The organism is Enterococcus sp. 5B3_DIV0040, from assembly GCF_002140755.1.
Lineage (GTDB): Bacteria > Bacillota > Bacilli > Lactobacillales > Enterococcaceae > Enterococcus_D > Enterococcus_D casseliflavus.
This window is the reverse complement of record NZ_NGLC01000003.1, coordinates 23,752-45,659: the sequence shown is the minus strand read 5'-3', so window position 1 is coordinate 45,659 and position 21,908 is coordinate 23,752. Positions and strand designations below refer to the sequence as shown.

The following is a 21,908-nucleotide window of genomic DNA, read 5'->3' as shown; positions in this document are numbered from 1 at the left end:
TTCTGACTTATTTCTGAAAAGGGCTGATTTTGTTTTACAGGTTGCTGGCAGCAGCCTCATCGATGATCACGATCACGTCATCATGCTTTTGTAAAACAGAAGCCGGTAATTCGTTGGTTACGGGTCCTTCAATCATTTTTTGGATCGCATCCGCTTTGACTTCGCCAAATGCCATCAAAATGATTTTTTTGCTTTGCATAATCGAACCGATCCCCATTGAAATTGCCGTCGTTGGGACGTCTTCGACTTTATCAAAGTAGCGTTTGTTGGCATTGATGGTTGATTCAGTCAAATCAACGACTGAGGTCGTTCCTTCAAAGGATGCACCAGGTTCGTTGAAGCCGATATGTCCGTTTTGTCCAATACCCAAGATTTGGATATCAACTGGGTGATCCCCAATCACGCTATCGTAGCGTTGGCATTCTGCTTCTAAGTCTTCCGCTTTGCCGTTTGGTACGAAGGTTTCTTTGAATGGTTTTTTATTGAATAAATGAGCATTCATGAAGTAGCGATAGCTTTGTTCGTCTTCGCCGCCTAGTCCTACGTATTCATCTAAGTTGACTGAAGTCATTTCTGAAAAATCAACTTCACTGGCAGTCATTTCTGCATAAAGGGTTTCTGGCGTGCTTCCTGTTGCTAAGCCTAGGACCTTGGCGCCATTTGCCATACCTTCTTGAATCAATTCAAAAGCTTTCTTTCCGCCTTGAGCAGCATCTTTAACGCGAATAATTTCCATGATCAGCGCTCCGTTTCTATTTGGTATAGTCCAATAATACCACAGGTTGTGTTTGATTACAATAATTAGTCTAGACCAGATGACGATTTTTTCTCGGCAATCAAAAAAAGACGAGCTCTAAAATGCGCTCGTCTCTACTCGTATTCTACTTGTTTACCAATTCGTATAAACATCAATACCGCTATGACCGACACCTGTGTCATAGACTTTATAGGCACCTAAAGATGATTGACCAGTCGATCCTTTCGGTTGATTATCACTGGCAACAACGATGTACCCATCGGCATCACGGATGGTTCCGTCTGATGCTACATGGCGACCAGGGATATTCAATCCGCCTCCTGGCAAGACTTTTTGTGAGTAGTACGATTCTCTCACACCATTGAAGTAATTGATCCCATCCACTGGATTCAAGACACCAGAACCAGCACCAGGAACGCTTGAACGAGTTTGACTCACGTTAGCAGTCGCTGTAGACTCACTTTTTTCTGTGCTTTCTTTCGTACTTGTCTCTTTGTTTTCTACTGATTGGCCATCGTTAGAAACCAACAATGTTTCGCCATCAAAAATCATATTTGGATTTTCGATCGAATCATTTAAAGCTAAAAGGTCTTCGACCGTTGTTTGATAAGTAGCAGCGATCCCAGATAGAGTGTCTCCTGGTTCGACAACATGGGTTTGTTCTGCTGCTGAAACAACTGTTCCGCCAACGAATAAACCAAATCCTGCAACAACTGTAAATGCAAATTTTTTCAAATGAAAAAACCTCTCTTTTGATTATTTGTCCCGCTATCGGGCACAAGTAAGAGAATAACATTACAATATTGCAGGAAGGTTTCAGAAATATTTTTCATTATCACAATTGTTAAACAGAAAGTTACAGGATTTTTATTCAAAAATGCTAAACTTACAATATTGTTATCCCTTTCGATGAGTGCTTTTAGTGGCCACATGCTATAGTGATGCTAGTAATGGAAAGGAATGACACCCATGAAAAAACTACTATTAACGCTTGGCGTTTTGATTATTGTCGTAGCCGGCTATTTCGGCTACACGTACTATGCAACAACGTATCGCGGCATCACGGCTTATGCTATCACGCCCAACAAAGTCCCTGAAAAGACACAGACCTACAGCGATTCTGGTGAAAAAATCGATGGCTCTTTTACCTACAAATACACCTTTGAATTCGTAAAGAAAAATGGTGAAAAAGAACTCATGACCTATGACCTGACGGGCGAAAATGTAAAACCATTGGCTCCAAATACTTTAGTCAAAGCAGAAATCAGTAAGACCCGCATCATTTCTGGTCCCAATGAAGTCCCTCAATCAGAAGTCCCCGCAAAAATACTATCTGAGCTGAAAACCTTTGACGAATAAGGACTTCTTACAAGAAACTTTCTACTTTTTAAGGTTCATTTTACTTTGACGGTCTATGCTAGCTTTATACCAAAACTATTTTTCTTCCTCTTACCAGTCCTCGCCCGACTGGTATTTTTTGATTTTTCCCAATGGTCAGGAGTTACGCTTCTTGTAGACAAAACCGCTCTAGCTTCGCAATGGTTTTTTTCTCAAACTTTGATCAAGCAGCTATTGACGATCGGAAATAAATAAAACCAGAATCAATAGGATAAACGCTGGTTTCATCATAAAAAAACCGCTAGATTGTTTATCTCTAGCGGCTTTTTTTGCGATTTTAATAGAGTTCCAAGTATTGTTCTCTTTCCCACTCGGAGACTGTTTGGCGGAAGGCTGCCCATTCTAATCGTTTTGCTTCGACAAAGTTGGCATAGATGTGTTTGCCTAAGGCATCGATCATCACTTGGTCTTTACGCAATGCTTTGATGGCATTGTGGATCGTTGATGGCAGATCTTCGATTTGTGCTTCTGCCCGTTCTGTTTCGTTCATGATGTAGATGTTGCGGTCGACAGCTGGTGGTGGTGTCAACTCACGTCTAACGCCATCAAGTCCTGCTTGTAATAAAACAGCCATTGCTAAGTATGGGTTAGCGGATGGGTCAACCGAACGCAATTCCAAACGTGTTGACAAGCCTCTTGATTCTGGTACCCGAATCAATGGTGAACGGTTGCGTCCTGACCATGCCACGTATACAGGCGCTTCGTAACCTGGCACTAAGCGTTTGTAAGAGTTGACGGTTGGGTTGCAGACAGCCGTGTAAGCACGGGCGTGTTCGATCAAACCGCCTAAGAAGTGATACGCTGTTTGGCTTAATTGCATTGGTCCTTCTTCATCAAAGAAGACATTTTCATCACCTTTGAACAAGGACATGTTGCAGTGCATACCTGAACCGTTGATGCCGAATAATGGTTTTGGCATAAAGGTCGCATGCAAGCCGTGTTTACGAGCAATGGTTTTCACGACAAGCTTGAAGGTTTGGATGTTGTCACATGCTTCCACTGCATCCGCATATTTAAAGTCGATCTCGTGTTGCCCTGGTGCCACCTCATGGTGAGACGCTTCAACTTCAAAGCCAAGGCTTTCTAATTCTAATACGATATCGCGACGGCAGTTTTCCCCTAGATCGGTTGGGGCAAAATCGAAGTAGCCGCCTTTGTCGTTTAATTCCGTTGTGATTTCGCCTGCTTCATCTAATTTGAATAGGAAAAATTCGGGTTCTGGTCCAAGATTGAAAGAAGTAAAACCAAGGGATTGCATGTCAGCTAATGCCCGTTTTAAGTTGCCACGAGGGTCGCCTGCAAATGGGGTGCCATCTGGATTGTAGATATCACAGATCAAACGAGCCACTTTGCCATGTTCACTTTCCCAAGGGAAGATCATCCAGGTGGACAAATCAGGATACAGATACATGTCACTTTCTTCAATACGGACAAACCCTTCAATAGAAGAACCGTCAAACATCATTTTGTTTTCCAGTACTTTATCTAATTGACTTACAGGTACTTCAACGTTCTTGTTCGTTCCTAAAATATCAGTAAACATCAAGCGTAAAAAGCGCACGTTCTCATCCTTTACGATTTGTTTGATGTCTTCGGCAGTTCTTTCAAATTTTGGCATAGTATCCCTTCCTTTTTCCCAATTCTTTTTTTATATCACAGCAACGATCTACTAATGCTCTACATTCGTGGACCTTTTTGCTGGTATGGCTGTTGTTGATTCAATCCACCTTGAGCCAAGAGTTCATCATAAAAAATTCGACGTACATCTTCATCGGTCAGCGGCGGTTTGTTCTTCGCTTCTTTTTCTTTGGCAACTTTCATTTCATAAACTCGTTTGATTCCCGCCATGTTCAGTCCATCGGAAAGATAGTCTTTGATCTCTAGCAAGGTATCAATATCATTCAGCGAATACATTCGTCGATTGCCATCGCTGCGTTCCGGGTGGATCAATTCTTGTTCTTCGTAATAACGAATTTGACGGGCGGTGAGATCGGTCAATTTCATGACTGTTCCGATAGGAAAGACTGACATTGAGCGCCGCAATTCTTTTTCCCGCATAACTTGGCTCCCCTCCGTTTCAATGATGCTGCGTAACTTTATGGAAACTATACCAATTCTTTTTTTGTGTGTCAACCCCTCATGTTAGAAAAAGTGACATGAATGCAAATTTTTTTGATTTTTCCATTGGGCCCTTGATTTGATCGCATGTTCAAGCAGTCCTTTTTCTGGAAGAAATGGTGCCTTAGCCAAAAATGTTCGGGTTTTGCACTTGAAGAAAGTCAAACCACTTATACTCCCATAATTTTGTCACCACAAAAAAACGGTGCATCGGTTGCACCGTTTCTGTTTATTCCTGTTCTTGCGCCATTCTGCGTAGTGGATAGGTATCCTCCAGCGCAAATCCTTTGATATGATAGGTCTGTGTTGCTTCATCGAAGGCATTACTCAACACTAGCGACTCCCGTTTTAAACGATTCAGCGCATTGCCTTCATCGGCTTGCAACACCAGATGATAAGGCTGCATGATCTGCATCAATTCCATTTTGATCGCCTGAGTCAAGCGCTCTTTGCCTTTGGTACTCTTTGCTGAGATCAAGACATTGGGAAATAGTGTTGGGACAAACTGATCGGCGTCGATGCGATCCGCCTTATTGTAGACCGTCAACATCGGTAATTGGGTCAAAGAAAGTTCCTCCATTAATTTTAAGACCGTCTCCTCTTGCTGGACCCGTTCTTCGGAACTGGCATCGACGACATGCAGCAAGAAGTCCATGTTTTGACTTTCCTCCAGTGTGGAATGAAACGCATCAATCAATTGGGTCGGCAATTCTTGGATAAAACCAACCGTATCGGTAATGGTGACTTCGAATCCTTCTGGCATCCGCCAGCGTTTCGTCAAAGGGTCAAGTGTCGCAAACAACTGGTCTTGTTCATACGTATCCGCACTGGTCAAAATGTTTAAAATAGTTGATTTTCCAGCATTGGTATAACCAATCAAGCCCATTTGAAAGACTTGGCTGTCTTTGCGCTTTTGGCGTGTCCGGTCTCGATGGGCTGCCACTTCCTTCAATTCCCGTTTGATGATGGTGATGCGGTTGCGGATGTGTCGACGATCGGTCTCCAGCTTGGTTTCCCCTGGTCCTCTCGTTCCGATTCCGCCCCCTAGCCGAGACATGTTCTTTCCTTGCCCTATCAAGCGTGGAAGCAAATAATCCAGCTGCGCCAATTCTACTTGCAGCTTTCCTTCTTTGGAACGGGCACGCATCGCAAAAATATCAAGGATCAGCTGAACGCGATCAATCACTGGCACTTCTAGCGCATCACCGATCAACTGGCTTTGCCTTGGTGTCAGTTCATGATTGAAGATCACTAGATCTGCTTCATGTGCTTCTGCCAACTGCTGCAATTCCGCAACTTTCCCCTTGCCGATCACGGTTTGTCGATCGACTTGCTGCCGTTTTTGCACCAGTGAAAAAACAACTTCACCATTGGCGGTTTTTGTTAAGCTTTTCAATTCTTTCATTGACGAATCAAAATGAAGATAGTTTTTCTCCGTTTCTACTCCGACAAGAATCACACGTTCTTGGCTCATCTTTTCTCCTCCAACCATTGGTCGATTTCTGTTTCAAGGGTACGTTGTTCTTCAGGTTGCCTCACTAAATCAATCCATCGGGGCTGTGCTCGGTTATTGAACCACGTCAGCTGCCGCTTGGCGTAGCGGCGTGAGTTTTGCTTGATTTGCTCAATGGTCTCCTCCAATGTGGCCTGCCCTTGAAAATAGGGCAAAAATTCCTTGTAGCCGATCCCCTTAGCGGCTTGCGTTTCTGGATACTGCAAAACAGCTTTTGCTTCTTCGATCAAGCCTTGATCCATCATCAAGTCCACCCGCTGATTGATTCGCTGGTATAACACTTCTCGCTCAGTGGTTAACCCGATCATGAAGAAATCGTACAAAGCTTGTGGTGTCTCTTTTGGTGCAGCGATACTTTCGCCAGTCGTTTCAAAAACCTCCAACGCACGAATCACTTTCCGCTCATTGTTGTAGTGGATCTTCGCTGCTGCCAAGGGATCGACCGCCTGCAGCTTTTGCCATAAAGCTTCTTTGCCGATGACTACTGCTTCTTGTTCGTAACGCTGACGAATCGTTGGGTCGCCTTCTTCTGCCCCTAAACGAAAGTCATACAAAAGCGCTTGGATGTATAACCCTGTTCCCCCTACAACGATCGGCAGCTTTCCTTGCTGCTGGATCGTCTCGATGGCTTCACGCCCCATTTGCTGGAAATCAGCGGCAGAGTATGCTTCCGTCATCCCACGAATATCGATCAAATGATGAGGAATCCCTGCCATTTCTTCCTTCGTCACTTTGGCGGTACCGATATCTAACTGACGGTAAATTTGCATGGAATCCCCGCTGATGATCTCCCCATGGTATTTTTGGGCTAACTGGATACTCAAGGCGGTTTTGCCGACTGCGGTCGGTCCCACGATTACTAAGACTTTTTTCATCCTTTTGTTTCCTCGCGGACCTGTTGCACAATTGCCCGAGCTTTTTCTGGAAAATCGGTGATGATCCCCGTCAACCCCAGAGCCAAGCAGGTGCGAATCGCCGCTTCTTCGTTGACAGTCCACGGACGGATCGCGATCGGAAAATCAGTTAAGACCGTTGCTGTCTCTTGGACCCAGCGATAGGCAGGATGAATTCCTTCGATATACGGTCGGCTGAGCGCCAACGGTGGTTTGTCTTCCCCGCGTCCCATAATAAAATCAAGGGTCGCATCCGGTTCGATCGCATGGATCCGATCCAAGGTCTCGATATTGAAGGAACAATACCAATGAGTAAAGGGCCATTCTTGACTATTCATTAAGTCGGATACTTTGGCTTCGATTCCTTCATACTCATAATGATCGGTTTTTAATTCGATCGTCAAAATGCCACGATAATTCTTCGCTGCAAGTAAATCCAACACTTCTTTTAGTGTGGGGACTTTGGCGGCTTGGAATTCCTCAGAAAACCAGCTGCCAGCATTGAGTTCTTTTAGTTCAGCAACCGTCAGGTCACAGATCCGACCTTTGCCGTTGGTCGTTCGATCAACCGTTTCATCATGCATGACGATCAAGCCGCCATCTTTTGATAGATGTACATCTAACTCAATGATATCAGCTTTGACCCGCACCGCTTCCGCAAATGCTGGTAGCGTGTTTTCAGGTCGGTTGCCGCTACTCCCGCGGTGGGCAACGATTTGTACCATCATTCTTTCACTCCATTCTCACTCTTTATTTTACCATGGAATCTCCTAGAACCAAAAAGCCTCTGTTTGTTTCGATCCTCTTAATGCATAATAACGCTTTGTTTCGGTCAAAGAAAAACACCCTTACTATGATCGCAGTAAGAGTGTGTGTGATCAGTTAAAAAAGCGCAACCGTCGATACTCTGGTTTGGTTGCCTTAACCAAGGAAAACGGCTGACCAGTAGAATCAAATCGTTTTTGAAAAATAGGTCAACGGTTCGCTCGTCATGTTTTTCATTTGGGTTTTACGCTCATTGACCATTTCGACTAATTGATCAAGGAAATTTTCCATAATGATCCGACCGCCTTTATAGGTATACCCACCGATTTTAACAGTTTCCTCTGGGGATAAAATCACCCGACGTGTTCCGATTTTTTTGAAAAATTCTTCCAAGAAAAAATTCGGTAGATAAAAACTGTTTTGCGCCGCAAAAGATTGTAGATAGGCAAAATCATCGATGGTGATATAACAGTCGTCAAAGGCATCAAAGCTGACATACTCATCCATCAGCATGACCCGTTTTTGTAGAATCTCACTGATTTTTTGATTCAATAAAACCAACGTTTCGATTTCTTTGACTTTATGCTCCAACAAACGGCGTTGTTTTTCTTTTTGCTCCTCATACCGAATGCGTAAATTAAAAATGATGGTTACTAACAATGCGCCCACTAAGACGCCGATCAAACCTGCTATTGCTACTGCCATTCTTCGATCCTTCCTCATTCCTTTTTTCATATTGTATCATATTTGAAAGTTTCGCAAAAAAGATAACGAACTTTTTATTTGACCTTTCTTGACCTAATCGGTATACTATCTCTTAGATATTGCGAAAACTTTATGCTAAACTATATCTATAACGATTTTTAGGAGGACTATCACTATGAATTTAATTCCTACAGTCATTGAACAATCATCTCGCGGTGAAAGAGCGTATGACATCTATTCTCGTCTATTAAAAGATCGGATCATTATGTTGAGTGGTCAAGTAACCGATGACTTAGCAAACTCGATCATTGCTCAGCTTTTATTCTTGGACGCGCAAGATTCTGAAAAAGACATCTACTTGTACATCAACTCGCCTGGCGGAAGCGTTACTGCTGGTCTAGCGATCTTTGATACCATGAACTTTATCAAAGCCGATGTTCAAACCATCGTTATGGGGATGGCTGCTTCTATGGGTTCATTCTTATTGACCGCTGGTGAAAAAGGCAAACGCTTTGCATTACCAAATGCAGAAATCATGATCCACCAACCATTAGGTGGCGCACAAGGACAAGCAACTGAGATCGAAATTGCTGCCCGCCACATTTTGGCAACCCGCGAACGTCTGAACAAAATCTTGTCAGAACGTACTGGTCAACCAATCGAAGTGATTGAACGCGACACCGATCGTGACAACTTCATGACCGCACAAGAAGCCAAAGATTACGGCTTGATCGACGAGATCATGGAATCAAACAAATTGAAATAAGCTTGCATAAAAAAAGGTGTACGAAGCAATTCGTACACCTTTTTGCGTCTTTTGGTTCGGCGTCAGACTTCACCATATTCGCCCTGTTGGTAAGCATACCCATTTTCCACGTAATGCGTGATGTTTGCCTGATTTTTGGCGATTTCTTCTTCTGTCAACGGACGGATCACTCGTGCAGGACGACCAAACGCCAACACATTGGGCGGAATGACGGTTCCTTCCGTTACTAACGAACCAGCACCTAACAAGCTATTTTCACCGATCACTGCATGATTCAAAACAATCGAGCTCATGCCGATCAGCGCCCCTTTTTTGATGGTACAGCCATGAAGCATACACTGATGCCCAACAGTCACATCGTCTTCCACGATCGTCGGGGCATCGTGATCAACGTGAATGATCGTTCCATCTTGAATATTGGTACGCGCGCCGATTTCGATGCGATTGGCATCGCCTCGAATCACTGCTTGAAACCAGACCGTACTCTCTTTTCCTAGAGTCACGTTTCCTACGATCGTCGCATTTTTTGCCACAAAACAAGGTGTTCCTTGCAACGAGGCTGGCGAAACTGTTTTGTGGGTTTCATTCCCTGATTGTTCTTTGTCCATCAACTTCTCCTTCCAATCCATAAACGGATCTGCGCTTTCTTTTTTCACTATAGCACCACCCTTGCGACAATGCAAAAAGAGCGCCAGTCAGACTGGACGCTCTTTTGGGCTTACTCGGCTTCTTCTGAAAATTGACTTTGGTACAGTTGGCTATAAAAGCCGCCAGCTGCCAACAAGGTTTCGTGATTGCCTTTTTCAATGATCGACCCTTGATCCATCACTAAGATCAGATCTGCTTCACGAATCGTTGACAAACGATGGGCGATCACAAAGCTGGTACGACCTTCCATCACTTTATCCATTGCTTTTTGAATCAGCGCTTCTAAGCGGGTATCCACCGAACTGGTGGCTTCATCGAGAATCAAAATCTTCGGATCAGAGATGACTGCCCGAGCGATGGTCAACAATTGTTTTTGCCCCAAGGAGACATTGTCCCCTTCAGAATTGATGATCATTTCGTAGCCGTCTGGCATCGTGCGAATGAAGTGATCGACGTTGGCGGTTTTCGCTGCATCAACGACTTCATAATCGGTGGCATCTAATTTCCCAAAGCGAATGTTGTCGCCGATCGTGCCTTCGTACAACCATGCATCTTGTAAGACCATCCCAAATAGTGACCGAACATCGTGACGTTCCATTTTCTTCGTGTCGATGCCGTCGATCTTGATGGCCCCTTCATTGACATCATAAAAACGCATCAACAAATTGATCAAGGTGGTTTTCCCAGCACCTGTTGGTCCCACGATCGCCACGGTTTGTCCAGCTTTGACTTCAAAGTTCAAGTCTTTGATCAACGGTTTTTTCGGATCATAGGCAAAGCCGACATGTTCAAAGGTCACGTCGCCTCTGATTTGTTCTGGCAATTGGATATCGGTTTGATTGACTGGCTCTTCTTCCTCATCTAGGATTTCAAAGACCCGCTTTGCTGCTGCTGAGGCACTTTGCAAGACGGAAGACAGCTGGGTAATATTCCCCATTGGCTGACTGACTTGCCAAATGTATTGAATGAATGCTTGCAGCTGACCAACAACGATCACGCCGCTGATCACGTAAAAGCTCCCCATGACTGCCATTGCGATATAGGTAAAGTAAGCGGTCATTTGCACCAACGGCATCATCAATCCTGAAACAAAGGCAGAACGAAAGCCGTAATAGCGCAACTGGTGGTTAACGTTTTTAAACCCTTCAAGTGTTTGCTTTTCCCGTCCATACACTTTCAACACACTGAATCCAGTCATGTTTTCTTGTACGTAGCCGTTCAGATCCCCTAACGCATTTTGCATGCCTTGGAAGTCTTTTTGCGACTTTTTGACGATCGTGCGAGAAATCAATAAGGAGGCTGGGATCATGATCAATGAAACCAACGCCATGTAGGTATTAATGTAAAACATCATGGAAACCGCCATAACGATTCCTAAGAAGGCATTGACGATCCCGATCAAGGCTTGTTGCATCGCACCGCTGACGGCATCCACGTCATTGGTCACCCGTGACAAGATATTCCCTTGTTGGTTGCGGTCGAAGTAAGAAACGGGCAAACGATTGATTTTTTCTTCAATGTCTTGCCGCAGATCTCGCATCGCAGATTGGACAACGTTGGTGATCAGCAGCCCTGACATCAATTGTGAGAAACAGTAACCGACACCAACGACTGCGATCCAGATCAAGCAAAGGATCACGTAATCAAAATTAACGCCTTCGCCTGCAGCGATGTTGCGGCTGATCTCTGTCGTCGGTAATCCAGAAACATACGGCATTGCCGCATTGAAGCCGACGGTTGCAACAGTAAACAGCAAGACTAGGATAAATTGTACTTTGTACGGTTTGATGTAAGCACCTAACCGTTTTAAAGAAGAGATTGCTTTCATTGTGCCAACTCCTCCTCTGATAATTGTGACGCCGCAATGTCGTAGTATACTGGACAAGTTTGCAGCAGTTCTTTGTGGGTGCCGATGCCAACCACATCGCCTTCGTTCAAGACGACGATCTTATCGGCATTCATGATCGTTCCTACTCGTTGAGCAACGATCAAAACGGTCGATTCTGTGGTTTCTTTTTTCAAGCGTGCCCGCAATTTTGCATCCGTTTGGTAATCCAATGCAGAAAAACTATCATCAAAAATATAGATCTCTGGTTGGCGGATCACCGCACGGGCAATCGCTAGGCGTTGTTTTTGTCCGCCAGAGAAGTTGGTTCCGCCTTCTGCCAAGTGAGCATCAAAGCCATCTGGTGTGCGAGAAATGAAATCTGCCGCTTGCGCAATCTCGGCTGCTCGTTCCAGCTCTGCTTGCGTGGCATCTTCTTTGCCATAGCGTAGGTTTTCTGCGATCGTCCCTGTAAATAGCAACGCTTTTTGAGGGATAAACCCGATCTTGTTGCGCAACGTCGTTAAGCTGTAATCCCGAACGTCAACACCATCCACCAAGACTTGGCCTTCACTGACGTCGTAAAAACGTGGGATCAATTGGATCAAGGTTGATTTTCCACTTCCAGTACTACCGATAAACGCCACGGTTTCCCCTGGTGAAGCGGTAAAGCTAACATTACGGATCACTGGACTTTGAGCATGTCCTGGATAAGCAAAGGTAACATTTTTGAATTCCAAGAAGCCTTTCGTCTTAGTTTCTGTCACTGGATGTTCTGGCTCTTTGATTTCAGAAGTCGCATCTAACGCTTCTTGGATTCGACGAGCAGAAACCGCCGCTCGTGGATACATCGTAAAGACAGTCGCAAACAACATGAAAGAAAACAGGGCATGGAAGATGTATTCGATAAATGCAATCAAGTCACCGACCTGCAGTTGCCCTTGATCGATTTGAATACTTCCCGTCCAAATAATCAAGATCATCACGATATTGAACAAGAAGAAAAAGCCCGGTTGTGCCGTTGCCATCAAGCGAAACAAGCTGCGAGAACTAGAAGCATAGGCTTGGTTGACTTTGCCAAAGCGTTTTTCTTCAAATTTTTCATTGACGAAGGCACGGATCACTCGTAAACCAGAGAGATTTTCCCGCAAGATGCCATTGATTTTATCTAGATTGGCTTGTTGTTTGGTGGATAATGGTTCCGAGATTTTGGCAATGGCGATGACGGCCATCAGCAATATCGGCAATGCCCCCAAAACATACAACCCTAGTTGTGTACTTGTCCGCATGACCATGTACAAGCTGACCACAAACATCATGGGTGTCATCAAACCTGTCCGTAAGATGCTTTGCATAAACAGCATGATTTGATACGCATCATTGGTCACACGGGTGATCAATGATGAAACCCCGATTTTTTCATATTCGGTATGTGAATAGCCTTGGACTTTTTCAAAAAGATCGTCACGAATATCTGCCACAATGTTAGTGGTGATACGTGACGTGAAATAGCCTAACAAAATGTTCATCGTGATCCCCACAATGGTGATCGCGATCATCGCCGCACCCATTTTCCATATGTAGTCGCGATCACCAGCGGCGATCCCTTTGTCGATCATTCTTGCCAATAACGTCGGCAAACCTAATTCAATCAAAATAAAACCAAAAACACAGATGAAATTAAAAACCAGCAGTTTCTTGTTTCTCATCGTGTAGTGCCACATTAATTTCAAAAAATCCCCTCCTTTTTTACTTCATTACTTCTACTATAGCATAGGAATATTCTTATTGTAATGCACTTTCAACGAAAAAAAGCAAACTTCAGCGATAGTCCTTTCATTTTCTTTCAGTAAGCCTTTTCAAAATGACGTGTTTCTATACTTATTCGTTTTTCTGTGATAAACTAGGGATACTTGTAGTGGAACGACTTACAAACCCGGTGAATTTTTTATGACGACATTTGGAAAGCAAAGACGAGGCTTTCTCTTTTTTCTCACAACGATTGTCTGAAAAAAGCATGCAGCGGCTCTCGAAGCCTTCTTTTCAGGTCACTTTATTCGGACCTCGATTTTGTGATGCAGCGAATTCATCAACCAAATAGACTACTGCGAAAAGCAGATAAAGGAGAAAAGATATGATTTACAAAATTTATTACCAAGAAACAAAAGACCGCAACCCAAAGAGAGAACAAACCCACTCTTTGTACATTGAAGCAGACGATGCAGTGATCGCACGCCGTCTGGTTGAACAAAATACCCCATACAACATCGAGTTCGTTCAAGAACTAGATGAAAAACATTTAGCTTACGAAAAAGAAAACGCTGATTTCAAATTAGCGGAGTTTTAAGATGAAAGTTTCGCTGAAAAATAATGAGACTGGCGTATTCGGCGTCGGTGGACTTGGCGAAATCGGAAAAAACTGTTATGGGGTTCAATTCCAAGATGAGATCATCTTAATTGACGCGGGAATCAAATTCCCCGAAGATGAACTGCTTGGGATCGACTATGTCATTTCCGATTATAGCTACATCGTTCAAAATTTACCGAAAGTCAAAGGCTTGATCGTCACTCATGGTCACGAAGACCATATTGGCGGAATCCCTTACTTGTTGCGGGAAGCCAATATCCCGATCTATGCGGGACCCTTGGCACTTGCTTTGATCACCAACAAATTAGATGAGCATGGCTTATTGCGGGATGCGGAATTACACGAAATCAATGAAGATACGGTGATTCGTTTCCGTAAAACATCCATCAGCTTCTTTAGAACGACTCACAGTATCCCTGATGCTTTAGGTGTCGTTGTCAAAACGCCTTCTGGCAATATCGTCGCAACTGGCGATTTCAAGTTTGACTTTACGCCTGTGGGCGAACCAGCAAACTTGCACAAAATGGCAAAAATTGGTGAAGAAGGCGTCCTTTGCCTCCTTTCCGATAGTACCAATGCAGAAATTCCGACCTTTACCAAATCAGAAAAAACGATCGGCAGCTCGATCCAAAAGATTTTTGAAAAAATCGATGGTCGGATCATTTTCGCCAGCTTTGCCTCCAACATTTTCCGTCTCCAACAAGCTGCAGATGCGGCGGTTGCGACTGGACGTAAAATCGCCGTTTTTGGACGCAGTATGGAAAATGCGATCGTCAACGGACAGCGCCTTGGCTATATCAAGGTGCCAGATGGAACCTTTGTGGAATCTCATGAGATCAATCGTTTGCCTGCAAACGAAACCATGATCCTTTGTACGGGTTCTCAAGGAGAGCCAATGGCTGCTTTAAGTAGGATTGCCAACGGGACTCACCGTCAAATCCAAATTCACCCAGATGATACCGTGATTTTCTCAAGCTCACCAATCCCAGGAAATACCACGAGTGTCAATCAGCTGATCAACTTGTTGTTGGAAGCTGGCGCAAACGTGATCCATGGCAAATTGAACAACATCCATACTTCTGGTCACGGTGGCCAAGAAGAACAAAAACTGATGTTGCGTCTAATGAAGCCAAAATTCTTTATGCCTGTCCACGGGGAATTTCGGATGCTGAACATCCACACCCAGTTGGCACAAGATGTCGGTGTACCAAAAGAAAATTGTTTCATTATGGAAAATGGTGACATGTTGGCCTTAACAGCGGATACCGCTCGCTTGGCTGGTCATTTCAATGCCAATGATGTTTATGTCGACGGCAGCGGTATCGGTGATATCGGAAATGTCGTCCTACGAGATCGTCGCATTCTTTCAGAAGAAGGCCTCGTCTTAGCTGTCGCGACAGTCGATGTGGCGAAGAAAGAAGTCCTTGCTGGACCAGATATCCTTTCTCGTGGGTTTGTTTATATGCGGGAATCTGGCGAGATGATCAACGAAGCACAGCAGATCCTCTTCCGTGCATTGAGGGAAGTCTTGAACCAACCAGACCCAACAGAACATAAATTAAGAGAAGCGATGTCTTCGGCGTTACAGCCATTCCTATTTGAAAAAACCGAGCGTCATCCAATGATCCTTTCGATGATCATGACGCCGGACGATTTATAGTCTCACATGCGAGGGTAGTTCTCAGGTTACTGAGAACTACCCTTTTTCCTTTCCCTTATAAAAAGCAAAAAAAAGACCATCGAATCGATGGTCTTTTGGGGTTTTTGATTTCAAAGTGCTCTTACTGGCAGTTTGTTTGAAAGCTTACGCTTTGTTTACGTTAACTGCTTGAGGTCCACGATCAGAATCTTCCACGTCGAAAGTTACTGCTTGACCTTCTTCTAAAGTTTTGAATCCTTCACCTTGGATCGCTGAAAAGTGTACAAATACGTCTGTACCGTCTTCGCGAGAGATAAAACCAAACCCTTTTTCAGCATTGAACCATTTTACTGTACCTTGTTCCATTAAAAAAAACCTCCTCGTGCATAAGCACTTAATTGTGTGTAACATTGCCTTTGTGCGATAGAGGCCTAACGTGCGTTTCAACATCTATTCAGCAAACAAAATTACAATAATATTTTACACTTGCCCGTATTTTTTTGCAAGACAGACGATTAGACAATTCACCTTTATTTTTAATAATGTTCGCAAACTCGGCTTATTTTCACACGTCTTCCTGTTGCCACAGCCCCTCTTCTCGCAAACTGACATAGGCATTGTCGCCAATGATCAAATGATCCAATATGTCGATCCCCATCAAGTCTCCGCACTTGATCAAGCGGCGTGTAAACAGCAGATCTGCCTCTGAGGCTTGGGGACTGCCGCTGGGATGGTTGTGGACGACGATCACTCGGGCGGCACTGTAGCGTACCGCCCAATGAAAAATCTCCCGTGGGTGAGCGATCGACTGATTCAACGATCCGATGAAGATCGTTTTTTTCTGAATGATCTCATTTTTCGTATTCAAATAAAGCCCTAGTAAATGCTCTTGACGACAATCCTTCAACTCTTGGATCAACTGATGGGCGATCGCCATACTAGAGTTGACCTTACCGTACTTTGGTTGAGCGGAGCGCTGGATTCGCACACCTAATTCAACCATCGCTTTGATCTCGATGGCTTTGATTTGTCCGACGCCGCGAATTTCTTGTAATTCATCGATCGTCGCTTGCTTTAGTTCATACAATTCTTGAAAACGATTCAAGACACTGGCCGCTAATTCGAGGACATTCAGAGGACGTGAGCCAGTTCGCAGCAAAATGGCCAATAATTCTTGATTCGAAAGGGCATCCACTCCATATTCTACTAAACGCTCTCGGGGAAACGAACTTTGGGGAATCACAGTTTCATTGATCATAAAAAAACTCCTTTGCGTCGGTCTAATAAAAGATACGCAAAGGAGAGAGTATTTCATGAATCAGGTGCGCAAAAAATCGCAGCTAGATCGAAAAGGCGGTTTCTAGAAAATCTGGGACATCCTCTAGTGATGGTAAGACTTTCAAGACTTTTTCTTCAATGATGGTCGTCGGCGCGATCAAATCGGGAATCATAATGACTGAGATCCCTGCCCCATGAGCAGCATGAATACCGTTAGCCGAATCTTCAAGGATCACCAATTCTTCTTTTGGTACCGCCAATAATGCGTGGGCTTTTTCAAAAATCTCAGGATCTGGTTTTGCCCGTGTGACATCATCAAAGCAGACGATCTCAGGAAATTCCGCCGTTAAGCCTGCTGCTTCCAGCAAGGTATCGATCACTTTGCGCTGGTTGCTAGACGCCAACACTCGGGGAATCTTTTTCTCATCAAGATAATGCAATAACTCGTGGATACCTGGCTTCAATTCAGCCTCGCCCCGTTGGAACATTTCCAGCGTTTGCTGAAAAGCCGCTTGGATAAAGTCTTCGATCATTTGATGGCCAAAGGCTTCGTCGAACCGCTCATGGTAAGCTGCCCAGACTTCTTCATCCGAGACCCCCACATAAGCTAAATACAACTCTTTTGTATAGGGAATCCCCATTTGATCCGCCACGATTTGAGTAGCCTGGTAATAGAGCAGCTCCGTGTCAAAAATCAAGCCGTCCATATCGAAAATCACACCACGTAACTTAGCCATTTCTTCCTCCTATTGCCAACAACAATTCACGAACTTCTGAAACAAAATACAACGATCCTGTCACCAGCAGCAAATCTTCATTGGTCATTTTTTCTAATAATTCTGCCAAGCCAAACTGCCATAAAGAGACGGTTGAGATTCGTTTTTCATCGAGTTCCTGATAGCCGTCTGCTAAATGCAATGCTTTTGGGAAATCAAAGGTCGTTAAATAAATCTCGGCTTGCGGAATTGCCAGCAATTGCTGAAGCATCTCATTGACGTTTTTGGTTTCTAAGGCTGAGAACAGCACATGGATGCGATAGTCGCTGAACTCTTCTTTCATCGTATCCACCAAGCGAGCCATGGCATGCACGTTATGGGCGCCATCGATGATCACCAGTGGTTCACTGCTGATTCGTTCCATTCGGGCGGGCCAATAGGCCTTTCTTAGCCCATTGCGAATTTCTTTAGCTGAAAATGGCAGCTGCCGCAGGTCGCAATACAGACTGTACAATTGGATCGCAACACCGGCATTTTCTGGTTGATGGCGGCCTAACATCGGTGTTTTCAAGCCTTTGATTTTGCCATGCTCATTTTCAAAATCAAACAATTCGCCCCACTCTTCATCAGGATGACGATAGGTCACACGGTACTCTTGCCCTGCATGATACGCAGGTGCCTGTGCTTCTGCAGCTTTCAAATCGATCACCGAAAGCGCGCTTTCAACGATATTGCCAGTCACAAGGGGAATTTGTGGCTTGATGATCCCCGCCTTATGGGCAGCGATTTTTTCAATGGTATCGCCTAAGACATCCATATGATCCATGCCGATCGTCGTGATCGCTGTCAACATCGGGGAAATAACGTTGGTACTATCTAAAAGTCCCCCTAGGCCAACTTCCATTATCGCAACATCGACCTTTTTTTCTTCAAAATAGCCTAATGCCATGGCAGTAATGATCTCAAACTGAGTGATGCCCGTCAGGGTTTCATCACGATCGATTTCAGCAACCAGCGGCTGGATTTTTTCCACCCAAGCGACCAAATCCTCATCTGATATAAATTGTCCATTGATTTCGATCCGTTCATTGAACGCTTCAATGTGCGGGGAAGTAAAAGTCCCCACTTGCTGCCCAGCTTCTTCTAAAAGACTGCGCAAATAGCTGACGGTTGATCCTTTGCCATTCGTGCCGGCGATATGGATCATGGTTATGTTTTTTTCAGGATTGCCCATTCGTTTTAATAATGCTTCGACACGCATCAATCCGGGTCTTTGCCCAAATGCCAAACGCGAATGGATCCACGCTGTTGCTTCTTCGCTTGTCATCTCCTTCACCTCGCTCTTATTTTATCAAAAATCCCACAGCTTTCCCAATTTCTTTCCTTTAAACGAGAAATTTGTTTGACGGTTTCTATCGATTACGCAAAAACAAGCATCTACAAGAGATGCTTGTTTGCAGACAGTCGACGCTTCCTATTGAATCGTGCGCAATTGCTCGATCCGTTCTTGGACTGCTTTTTGTTTTTCAAGATAATCGGCTTCTTTGCTGCGTTCTTGTGCTACGACTTCCTCTGGTGCATTGGCAACGAAGCGTTCATTTGCCAATTTGCCTTGTACCCGTTGAACTTCTTGGGTGAACTTCGCTAGTTCTTTCTCCAAACGCGCGATTTCTTCTTCAATGTTGATCAACCCAGCTAGCGGCAAGTAGATCGTCGCGCCTGATAGGATGGCTGACATCGCCAATTCAGGGGCTTGTAAGCTGTTAGAGATTTCTAGTTCTTCTGGATTACAGAAGCGTTCGATATAGTTTTTGTTGGCGATCAAGAATTCTTCGATCTCAGGCTCATTTGCTTGGATCAGCAAAGTGATTGGTTTCGAAAGTGGTGTGTTTACTTCTGCACGGATGTTTCGAACCGAACGAATCAATTCTTTCAACACTTCCATCCCTTGCGCCGCTTTTTCATCGGTCCATTCTGGTGCCACTTGTGGATACTCAGCAACAACTAATGATTCCCCTGTATGCGGCAGTTTGCTCCAGATTTCTTCTGTAACAAATGGCATGATTGGGTGCAACAAGCGTAAAATTTGATCAAGAACATGGACTAAGATGCTCTTATTGACTTGTTTCGCTGCTTCATTGTCACCGTATAAGGTTTCTTTCGACATTTCAATGTACCAGTCACAGAAATCATCCCAGATAAAGTTGTATAATTGACGACCCGCTTCCCCAAATTCGAAGCGTTCAAAAAGGTCAGTGACTTTTTCAATCGTTTCATTCAAGCGCGTCAAGATCCAACGATCCGCCACTGATTTTTCACCAGAAAAATCAATGTCTTCGGCAGTCATTTCGCTGACATTCATCAAGACGAAACGGGAAGCATTCCAAATTTTATTGATGAAGTTCCAAGCGGCATCCATTTTTTCATAGCTGAAACGCACGTCTTGTCCCGGTGCAGAGCCATTTGATAAGAACCAACGCAATGCATCGGCACCGTATTGTTCAATGACTTCCATCGGATCGATCCCATTTCCAAGCGACTTACTCATTTTGCGACCTTGTTCATCACGGATCAATCCGTGGATCAGGACATTTTCAAATGGTCGTTTGCCAGTAAATTCCAAGCTTTGGAAGATCATACGGCTTACCCAGAAGAAAATGATGTCGTACCCGGTCACTAATGTATTCGTTGGGAAGTAGCGTTGGAAATCTTCATTGTTTTCATCTGGCCACCCCATTGTTGAAAACGGCCATAAAGCAGAACTAAACCAGGTATCCAATACGTCTGGATCTTGCTGCCAATTTTCGGCATCCGCTGGCGCTTCAAGTCCTACATACATTTCTCCCGTTTCTTTGTGGTACCAAGCTGGGATTTGATGGCCCCACCACAACTGACGAGAGATCACCCAGTCATGGACATTTTCCATCCAACGTAAGAATGTTTGGTTGAAACGTGGCGGATAAAAGTCCACCGCATCGTCGGTTTCTTGGTTGTCGATGGCTTGTTTTGCTAATGGCTCCATTTTTACGAACCATTGTGTCGATAAACGAGGTTCGACTACTACGCCTGTCCGTTCTGAGTGCCCTACGCTATGAACCATTTTTTCGATTTTGATCAGACGACCTAACGCCTCTAAGTCTTTCACGATTTGCTTACGAGCAGCAAAACGATCCATGCCTGCATAAGTACCTGCTAAGTCGTTCATTGTTCCGTCATCATTCATGACATTGACCCGTGGTAGGTCATGGCGGTTACCGACCTCAAAGTCATTCGGGTCATGGGCAGGAGTGATTTTTACGACCCCAGTTCCAAATTCTTGGTCCACGTACTCATCTGCGATGATTGGGATCTCTTTATTGACCAAAGGCAAAATCACTTTTTTACCAATCAATGCTTGATAACGTTCATCTTCTGGATGAACCGCGACTGCTGTATCCCCCAGCATCGTTTCTGGACGAGTCGTTGCGATCTCCACCACACCGCTGCCATCTGCTAATTCGTAAGACATATGGTAAAAAGCACCTTCGATGTCTTTGTGGATCACTTCAATATCAGATAATGCCGTGCGGGCTTGCGGATCCCAGTTGATGATGTACTCGCCACGATAGATCAAGCCTTTTTCATATAGCGTCACGAAAACTTTGCGAACCGCTTCGGATAATCCATCATCTAACGTAAACCGTTCACGGCTATAGTCTAGAGATAAACCTAGTTTCGCCCATTGTTCCCGAATGTGACCGGCATATTCTTCTTTCCAATCCCATACTTGTTCAACGAATTTTTCCCGACCAAGGTCATAGCGAGAAATCCCTTGTTCCCGCAGCTTTTCTTCTACTTTGGCTTGGGTAGCGATCCCGGCATGGTCCATTCCTGGTAACCATAAGGTGTCATACCCTTGCATCCGTTTTTGACGAATGATGATGTCTTGTAACGTGGTATCCCAGGCATGACCTAAGTGCAATTTTCCTGTTACGTTTGGTGGCGGAATCACGATAGAATAAGGTTTTGCTTCTTTGTTGCCGCTTGGTTTAAAACGGTCATGTTCTAACCAATCTTGGTAGCGCCCCGCTTCTACTTCTTGGGGATTGTACTTGGTGGATAGATTTTCAGTTTCTGTCATTGTTGGTCCTCCTAAAGTTACGTTTTTTAGACGTAATGGTTGGTGTGGATTTTTGGTGCCTGTTGCTGGGTAAAGCGTGACAATGTTTGAATCGTTCAGGATTAGTGCCGTGGTAGAGATGATTATCAGCTGTTTGTTGACGCCTCGCTTGTTGTTCGTAAAAAAACGTTGCTTACAGAGGTCAAGGCTCGCTTCCGTGATCCGCTATTGTGTCTTAGGGCTTTTGGCAACCGATCTGACTCGCTTCGTGAACCAATTTTGATGACTTCTTGTACTGTTCATCATCTATTCTGTCTTGCATCGCAAGCCAATCATTGTGATTCCTAGTATGGTTACTACGCTCCCTATGGTCGCCTAGTACTGTTCATCATCTGCTCTGTCCCACTTTGTGGGCCACTC

Annotated in this window: 20 protein-coding genes; 4 read left to right on the top strand and 16 right to left on the bottom strand. The window is 44.4% G+C overall.

All coding sequences use genetic code 11. The annotated features are described in order from the left end of the window. Positions 1 to 34: 34 nt before the first annotated feature. Both nagB and A5883_RS17450 read right to left on the bottom strand, forming a co-directional pair. Positions 35 to 736: a glucosamine-6-phosphate deaminase gene (gene nagB, locus A5883_RS17455; protein WP_086339177.1), complete on the bottom strand. Its 702-nt coding sequence runs from the start codon at positions 734 to 736 to the stop codon at positions 35 to 37. Positions 737 to 889: 153 nt separating this feature from the next. Further along, positions 890 to 1,492, bottom strand: coding sequence for a LysM peptidoglycan-binding domain-containing protein (locus tag A5883_RS17450; protein ID WP_074536355.1), 603 nt, complete (start codon positions 1,490 to 1,492; stop codon positions 890 to 892). A 234-nt stretch (positions 1,493 to 1,726) separates the two neighbouring features. Between A5883_RS17450 and A5883_RS17440 the strand changes: the two genes are divergently transcribed. Beyond that, positions 1,727 to 2,116 carry a YxeA family protein gene (locus tag A5883_RS17440; protein ID WP_086339176.1) on the top strand — a complete coding sequence of 130 codons (390 nt, stop codon included), beginning with the start codon at positions 1,727 to 1,729 and terminating at the stop codon, positions 2,114 to 2,116. 316 nt (positions 2,117 to 2,432) lie between these two features. Here A5883_RS17440 and glnA read toward each other — a convergent pair whose 3' ends face one another. From glnA to A5883_RS17405, 6 genes are all read right to left on the bottom strand, one after another. Beyond that, positions 2,433 to 3,773: a type I glutamate--ammonia ligase gene (gene glnA, locus A5883_RS17435; protein WP_005225167.1), complete on the bottom strand. Its 1,341-nt coding sequence runs from the start codon at positions 3,771 to 3,773 to the stop codon at positions 2,433 to 2,435. A 59-nt stretch (positions 3,774 to 3,832) separates the two neighbouring features. Then, entirely contained in the window at positions 3,833 to 4,213 is a 381-nt protein-coding gene (locus A5883_RS17430) for a MerR family transcriptional regulator (protein WP_005225166.1), read from the bottom strand. Between the two features lie 289 nt (positions 4,214 to 4,502). Beyond that, positions 4,503 to 5,747, bottom strand: a complete 1,245-nt coding sequence (gene hflX / locus A5883_RS17425; RefSeq protein ID WP_005225165.1) for a GTPase HflX — start codon at positions 5,745 to 5,747, stop codon at positions 4,503 to 4,505. Continuing rightward, entirely contained in the window at positions 5,744 to 6,661 is a 918-nt protein-coding gene (miaA, locus tag A5883_RS17420; protein ID WP_005225164.1) for a tRNA (adenosine(37)-N6)-dimethylallyltransferase MiaA, read from the bottom strand. The genes hflX and miaA overlap by 4 nt, the downstream gene beginning before the upstream one ends. Then, entirely contained in the window at positions 6,658 to 7,407 is a 750-nt protein-coding gene (locus tag A5883_RS17415; RefSeq protein ID WP_005225163.1) for a glycerophosphodiester phosphodiesterase, read from the bottom strand. The genes miaA and A5883_RS17415 overlap by 4 nt, the downstream gene beginning before the upstream one ends. 223 nt (positions 7,408 to 7,630) lie before the next feature. Next, positions 7,631 to 8,149: a hypothetical protein gene (locus tag A5883_RS17405; RefSeq protein ID WP_005231097.1), complete on the bottom strand. Its 519-nt coding sequence runs from the start codon at positions 8,147 to 8,149 to the stop codon at positions 7,631 to 7,633. A gap of 175 nt (positions 8,150 to 8,324) precedes the next feature. Here A5883_RS17405 and clpP point away from each other — a divergent pair, with 175 nt between their 5' ends. Beyond that, the gene (gene clpP / locus A5883_RS17400; RefSeq protein ID WP_005225161.1) at positions 8,325 to 8,915 is read left to right on the top strand and encodes an ATP-dependent Clp endopeptidase proteolytic subunit ClpP; all 591 of its coding nucleotides are present in this window, start codon (positions 8,325 to 8,327) and stop codon (positions 8,913 to 8,915) included. A 62-nt stretch (positions 8,916 to 8,977) separates the two neighbouring features. Here clpP and A5883_RS17395 read toward each other — a convergent pair whose 3' ends face one another. The 3 genes from A5883_RS17395 to A5883_RS17385 all read right to left on the bottom strand — a co-directional run bounded on the left by A5883_RS17395 (position 8,978) and on the right by A5883_RS17385 (position 13,121). Next, complete coding sequence (locus A5883_RS17395) at positions 8,978 to 9,571, bottom strand: gamma carbonic anhydrase family protein (RefSeq protein ID WP_005231095.1); 594 nt, start codon at positions 9,569 to 9,571, stop codon at positions 8,978 to 8,980. A gap of 62 nt (positions 9,572 to 9,633) precedes the next feature. Then, a complete protein-coding gene (locus A5883_RS17390; protein ID WP_005225159.1) occupies positions 9,634 to 11,391 on the bottom strand; it encodes an ABC transporter ATP-binding protein in 1,758 nt (585 codons plus the stop codon). Further along, complete coding sequence (locus A5883_RS17385) at positions 11,388 to 13,121, bottom strand: ABC transporter ATP-binding protein (protein WP_074934635.1); 1,734 nt, start codon at positions 13,119 to 13,121, stop codon at positions 11,388 to 11,390. Before A5883_RS17385 ends, A5883_RS17390 begins: the two co-directional genes overlap by 4 nt. Positions 13,122 to 13,522: 401 nt before the next feature. Here A5883_RS17385 and A5883_RS17380 point away from each other — a divergent pair, with 401 nt between their 5' ends. Both A5883_RS17380 and rnjA read left to right on the top strand, forming a co-directional pair. Then, positions 13,523 to 13,735: a DNA-directed RNA polymerase subunit epsilon gene (locus A5883_RS17380; RefSeq protein WP_005225157.1), complete on the top strand. Its 213-nt coding sequence runs from the start codon at positions 13,523 to 13,525 to the stop codon at positions 13,733 to 13,735. A 1-nt stretch (position 13,736) separates the two neighbouring features. After that, positions 13,737 to 15,416, top strand: coding sequence for a ribonuclease J1 (gene rnjA / locus A5883_RS17375; RefSeq protein ID WP_005225156.1), 1,680 nt, complete (start codon positions 13,737 to 13,739; stop codon positions 15,414 to 15,416). A 144-nt stretch (positions 15,417 to 15,560) separates the two neighbouring features. On the opposite strand, the gene A5883_RS17370 is transcribed toward rnjA, so the two are convergent. The 5 genes from A5883_RS17370 to A5883_RS17350 all read right to left on the bottom strand — a co-directional run bounded on the left by A5883_RS17370 (position 15,561) and on the right by A5883_RS17350 (position 21,509). Continuing rightward, a complete protein-coding gene (locus tag A5883_RS17370) occupies positions 15,561 to 15,761 on the bottom strand; it encodes a cold-shock protein (RefSeq protein WP_005225155.1) in 201 nt (66 codons plus the stop codon). A 199-nt stretch (positions 15,762 to 15,960) separates the two neighbouring features. Continuing rightward, positions 15,961 to 16,653 (bottom strand): RadC family protein, encoded by a 693-nt coding sequence (radC, locus tag A5883_RS17365; RefSeq protein WP_005225154.1) that lies wholly within the window; start codon positions 16,651 to 16,653, stop codon positions 15,961 to 15,963. An 82-nt stretch (positions 16,654 to 16,735) separates the two neighbouring features. After that, the gene (locus A5883_RS17360) at positions 16,736 to 17,410 is read right to left on the bottom strand and encodes an HAD family hydrolase (protein ID WP_005225153.1); all 675 of its coding nucleotides are present in this window, start codon (positions 17,408 to 17,410) and stop codon (positions 16,736 to 16,738) included. Next, on the bottom strand, positions 17,403 to 18,716 hold the full coding sequence (locus A5883_RS17355) for a bifunctional folylpolyglutamate synthase/dihydrofolate synthase (RefSeq protein WP_086339175.1): 1,314 nt from the start codon (positions 18,714 to 18,716) through the stop codon (positions 17,403 to 17,405). Before A5883_RS17355 ends, A5883_RS17360 begins: the two co-directional genes overlap by 8 nt. A gap of 147 nt (positions 18,717 to 18,863) precedes the next feature. Next, positions 18,864 to 21,509 (bottom strand): valine--tRNA ligase, encoded by a 2,646-nt coding sequence (locus A5883_RS17350; RefSeq protein WP_061053800.1) that lies wholly within the window; start codon positions 21,507 to 21,509, stop codon positions 18,864 to 18,866. Positions 21,510 to 21,908 lie beyond the last annotated feature (399 nt).